This window comes from Acidovorax sp. CF316 (assembly GCF_000276605.1).
Classification (GTDB): Bacteria; Pseudomonadota; Gammaproteobacteria; order Burkholderiales; family Burkholderiaceae_C; genus Acidovorax.
Genome location: NZ_AKJX01000175.1, coordinates 1 through 4035, shown reverse-complemented (window position 1 = coordinate 4035; position 4035 = coordinate 1). Strand labels below are relative to the sequence as shown.

The window sequence follows — 4035 nt, the reverse complement described above, 5'->3', positions numbered from 1 at the left end:
GGGGGGGGGGGGGAGCCGCAGCCGCACCGGGCTTTTGGCGTTTTTTGCATGGATGCAGAGCTGGTGCTCAAGGCGCGCATCGCCCGGCAGTGGGGTACGGCATCGCACGCCATGGGCGACGAGGTGCCCACGGCCGACGACCTGATCGCCCTGGGCCTGCCCGAAGACGAGGTGGCCGCCATGCTGGCGCAGCTGCAGTCGGCCGGCCAGATCGACGTTGCGCCCGTGGCCGAGGCCACGGACACCTTGGACATCGCGCGTGCCATGGCCGGCTACCTGCGTGCCACGGGCTTTGCCGGTGGCTACCTGGTGCACAGCATCTGGCAGGCCAGCTGGCTGCTGCTGGCAGGGCAGGGGCGTGAGGGCGACGCCACCGAGGTGGCAGCCGCCTGGCTGGCCCACGACGCACCGGCCGCTGCCAGCGGGCTGCTCGACCTGGCTGTGGTGCCTGCCACTGGCCAGCTGCTGCGCGGGGGCCGCCTGGCGCCGGCCGTGGGCGCGGATGCGCAGGCCGTGGCCGCATGGCGTGCGGCCCTGGCTACCCGAGCGGCCCCTGCACCTGGGGCAGTGTCTGAACCGCCCGTGGTGGTGGCGGGCACGCACACGGAGTCGCGCGACGCCTGGCGGGCCCGCCTGCAGGGCACGCCGCTGGCGGCACTCGACTGGCTGGCGCTGCCGGTACCCGGCCATGCGGGCGCGGCCAGCGGCGAAATTGCCTGGGCGGCCCAGGTGCCCGTGCTGGAGCGCGAGGCGCTGTGGCAGGCGGCGCGCACGCTGGTGGCGCAGGGCAGTGGCCGCTGGCCCGTGGTGACGACCCTCTGGACCGGGAGCACCGAGGTACCGGACGCCGGGGCCCTGGCCGACGATCTGTTCATGCGCTTCCCCTACGAGCAGGGCGCGGCGCGCGACGATGTGTCGCCCCGTTCCTTTGTCTCGACCGCGCGCGGCGTCGACCCCGAAGACCTGCTGGCCGAGCTGGTGGAGGGCGCGTACCCCCTGGAGGAAGAGGACCAGTTGGAGGCCTGGCGCAGCGAACTCGCGGCCGCGGGCATCCCTGCCGATGCCGCTGCCTTCGACGCCGCCTGGGCCGAGTGCGCGGGCGACCGCCTGCGCTTCGAGCGCTGGCTGGCCGCGCTCGAAGCCTCCCATGGCGCCGCCGACCCCGAGCGCGGCCGCCAGGAGCGCTTCGACCCCGACAACGCCTGGCTGGTGCTGCTGCCCACGCCCCACAGCGAAGAAGCACTGGCCTACCTGCACTGGTACGGCATGGAGCGCGGCCCCGCCGACGGCTTCATCGCGCTGCTGCGCCGCTGGCGCGAGCAGCACGGCGCCGAGCTGTGGGCCCACTACGGCACCATGCTCGAATTCGCGGTGCGCCAGCCGCCCGAAGACTTCGACACCGCCCTGGCGCTGGCGCGCGAGCACGACCTGGCCGCGCCCTGCACCCTGGCCCTGCCCGGCATCGCGCTGCGCCACCATGCGCTGGGGCTGGTCGGGCATGGCACCTGGTTCCTGCATGAGCGGCCTTGAGGCACCGGGCGTGGAACGGGGTCAACGCTCTTAAAATGGCCCCCTCATGACCATCGACCCGCTGCTGCAACCCTCGCTCGCCACCCCGCATGCCCCCACCGCAGGGCGCCTGTGGGCCCTGGTGCCCTGTGCGGGCACGGGCTCGCGCGCGGTGGCGGCGCCCCCTGCGCCACCGGCGGGCTCCACCATCTCGGCCTTCGGGGCGCTGGCCGGGGCTGCGGGCGAGCCGCTGGCCGCGCCGCCGCAGTTGCCCAAGCAGTACCACCTGGTGGCGGGCCACCCCATGGTCATGCACACGCTGGCCGCCTTTGCGGGCGTGGCCCGGCTGGCCGGCACGCTGGTGGCCGTGGCACCGGGCGATCGCTACCTGGATGCGCACGAGCACCCCTCGTACTTCGTGGTGGATTGCGGGGGCCCCACGCGCGCAGCCACCGTGCAGGGCGGCCTCAGGGCATTGCAGGAGCGGGGCGCCCAGCGCGACGACTGGGTGCTGGTGCACGATGCGGCGCGCTGCCTGGTCACGGCCGAGCAGATCGACCGGCTCATCGACGCCTGTGCGCACGATTCCGTGGGCGGCCTGCTGGCCCACCAACTGGCCGACACGCTCAAGACCTCCATCGACGGACCGGGCGGCGTGCGCGTGGCCTCCACGGTGGACCGCAGCAACAAATGGCTGGCGCAGACGCCGCAGATGTTCCGCATCGGCCCCCTGCTCGACGCACTGGCCAAGGTGGGCACCAACGTGACCGACGAGGCCAGCGCCATGGAGGCCATGGGCCTGCACCCGCGCCTGGTGCCCGGCGGCGCGCAGAACTTCAAGGTCACCTACCCCGACGACTTCGCGCTGGCCGAGGCCGTGCTGGCCCAGCGCGGCTACGGCACCACGCTGTCGCGCTTTGGCGGCGAGCGCGGGCTGGGTGCCAGCGAGACCGGTCGCAAGACGATTTTTTAAGCCGCCCCGTGTGGGTGCGGGACAAAGGAACACATGAATTTCAGGATTGGCGAGGGTTGGGATACGCACGCTTTGGTGCCCGGGCGCGCTCTGGTGATCGGCGGCGTGACCATTCCCCACACCATGGGCCTGCTCGGCCATTCCGATGCCGATGTGCTGCTGCACGCCATTACTGATGCCATCCTGGGCGCGGCGGGCCTGGGCGACATCGGTCGGCATTTCCCGGACACCGACGCCCAGTTCCGCGGGGCCGATTCGGCCGTGCTGCTGGCCGAGGCCGCGCGCCGCGTGCGTGCCGCGGGCTACACCATCGGCAATGTCGACAGCACCGTGGTGGCCCAGGCCCCGCGCCTGGCTGCGCACATTCCGGGCATGCGCGAGGGCATTGCCAAGGCGCTGGGGGTGGAGCCCGACCAGGTCAACGTGAAGGCCAAGACAGCCGAGCGCCTGGGCCCCGTGGGGCAGGGCCTGGCCATGGAGGCGCGCGCGGCCGCGCTGATCTACAAGGCCTGAGCTTCGGCAGCCCAGGCTGCCACATAGCCTGGCGTGGCCACCGTGTTCAGCGGGTCGGCCACGGGCGCGCCGCGCAGCTGCACCAGCGGCAGTACGCCGGCCCACACCGGGTGCTGCATGTCTTCTTCATCGTCCACCGGCGGGCCGCTGCGCACCTTGCAGGCGGCTTCGTCGAGGGCGATGCGCATTACGGTGGTGGCGGCAAACTCCTTGTCGTTGCCTGGGCGGATCTCGGCCTGGCGGCCCAGGGCCAGGTGGTCCATCAGCGCTGCCAGCGATGCGTGCTTGTCGGCCACGGGCTCGAAGCGGCCGTACACCATGGCCGAGCGGTAGTTCATCGAGTGGTTGAAGGCCGAGCGCGCCAGCACCAGGCCGTCGAGGTGGGTGATGGTCACGCAAGCCTGTATGCCCTTGCCCAGCCACTTGATCAGGCGCCCGCCGTTGGAGCCATGGATGTACAGGTGCTCGCCCTCGCGCCAGCAGGCGGTGGGGATGCAGTGCGTGCCCTTGTCGTCGGCAAAGGCCACGTGGCACAGGTAGGCCGCGTCGATGATGGCGTGCAGCGTGGCGCGGTCGTAGCGGGCGTTCTCGGCCACGCGGCGCACGCGGGTGCGGTCGGTGGGGGGCAGGGCGGTGGCAGGGGTGTCGTTCACGGGGCGTTTTTCCGATCGGGAGTAGGTCAACAAGGGAGCGGAATTTAGGGCCTTCGTGGTGCCAGAATAAGACCCACGACACCACTATTTTTTAGGGCCACAGAAACGCCATGGAATTCCAGCTGCTGTTTACCGCCTTCCAGGCGCAACCGGCGCACGCCCGCTGGCCGCAGCAACGCCAGTTGCACGAGTGCCTGCGCCAGGGCATCCGCAGCGGCACCCTGGCCAGCGGCGCACGCCTGCCCGCCAGCCGCGCGCTGGCCGCCGAGCTGGGCGTGGCGCGCAACAGCGTGCTCTATGCCTACGAGCAGTTGGCGAGCGAGGGCTTCATCCTCGCCAGCCGGCGCGGCAGCGTGGTGGCACCGCTGGCCGGGCGGCTGGCGGCCG

5 protein-coding genes are annotated in these 4035 nt (G+C 72.1%); 4 read left to right on the top strand and 1 reads right to left on the bottom strand.

What is annotated here, in order from left to right:
* The 3 genes from PMI14_RS22360 to ispF form a co-directional block, all read left to right on the top strand.
* Positions 1–1530: DUF4253 domain-containing protein (locus PMI14_RS22360; protein WP_007857677.1), on the top strand; the 1530-nt coding region annotated here is incomplete at its 5' end.
* 46 nt (positions 1531–1576) lie between these two features.
* Entirely contained in the window at positions 1577–2482 is a 906-nt protein-coding gene (locus tag PMI14_RS22355) for a 2-C-methyl-D-erythritol 4-phosphate cytidylyltransferase (RefSeq protein WP_007857676.1), read from the top strand.
* Between the two features lie 33 nt (positions 2483–2515).
* Complete coding sequence (ispF, locus tag PMI14_RS22350; RefSeq protein ID WP_007857675.1) at positions 2516–2995, top strand: 2-C-methyl-D-erythritol 2,4-cyclodiphosphate synthase; 480 nt, start codon at positions 2516–2518, stop codon at positions 2993–2995.
* On the opposite strand, the gene PMI14_RS22345 is transcribed toward ispF, so the two are convergent.
* A complete protein-coding gene (locus PMI14_RS22345) occupies positions 2983–3648 on the bottom strand; it encodes a pyridoxamine 5'-phosphate oxidase family protein (protein ID WP_007857674.1) in 666 nt (221 codons plus the stop codon). The two genes, ispF and PMI14_RS22345, sit on opposite strands and share 13 nt — an antisense overlap.
* 110 nt (positions 3649–3758) lie before the next feature.
* On the opposite strand from PMI14_RS22345, the gene PMI14_RS22340 reads away from it, so the two are divergent.
* Positions 3759–4035: GntR family transcriptional regulator (locus PMI14_RS22340; RefSeq protein WP_007857673.1), on the top strand; the 277-nt coding region annotated here is incomplete at its 3' end.

Bases quoted from the DNA above. Each gene is read 5' to 3' on its own strand.
- PMI14_RS22355 (WP_007857676.1), top strand. From the start codon at position 1,577: ATGACCATCGACCCGCTGCTGCAACCCTCGCTCGCCACCCCGCATGCC.
- ispF (WP_007857675.1), top strand. From the start codon at position 2,516: ATGAATTTCAGGATTGGCGAGGGTTGGGATACGCACGCTTTGGTGCCC.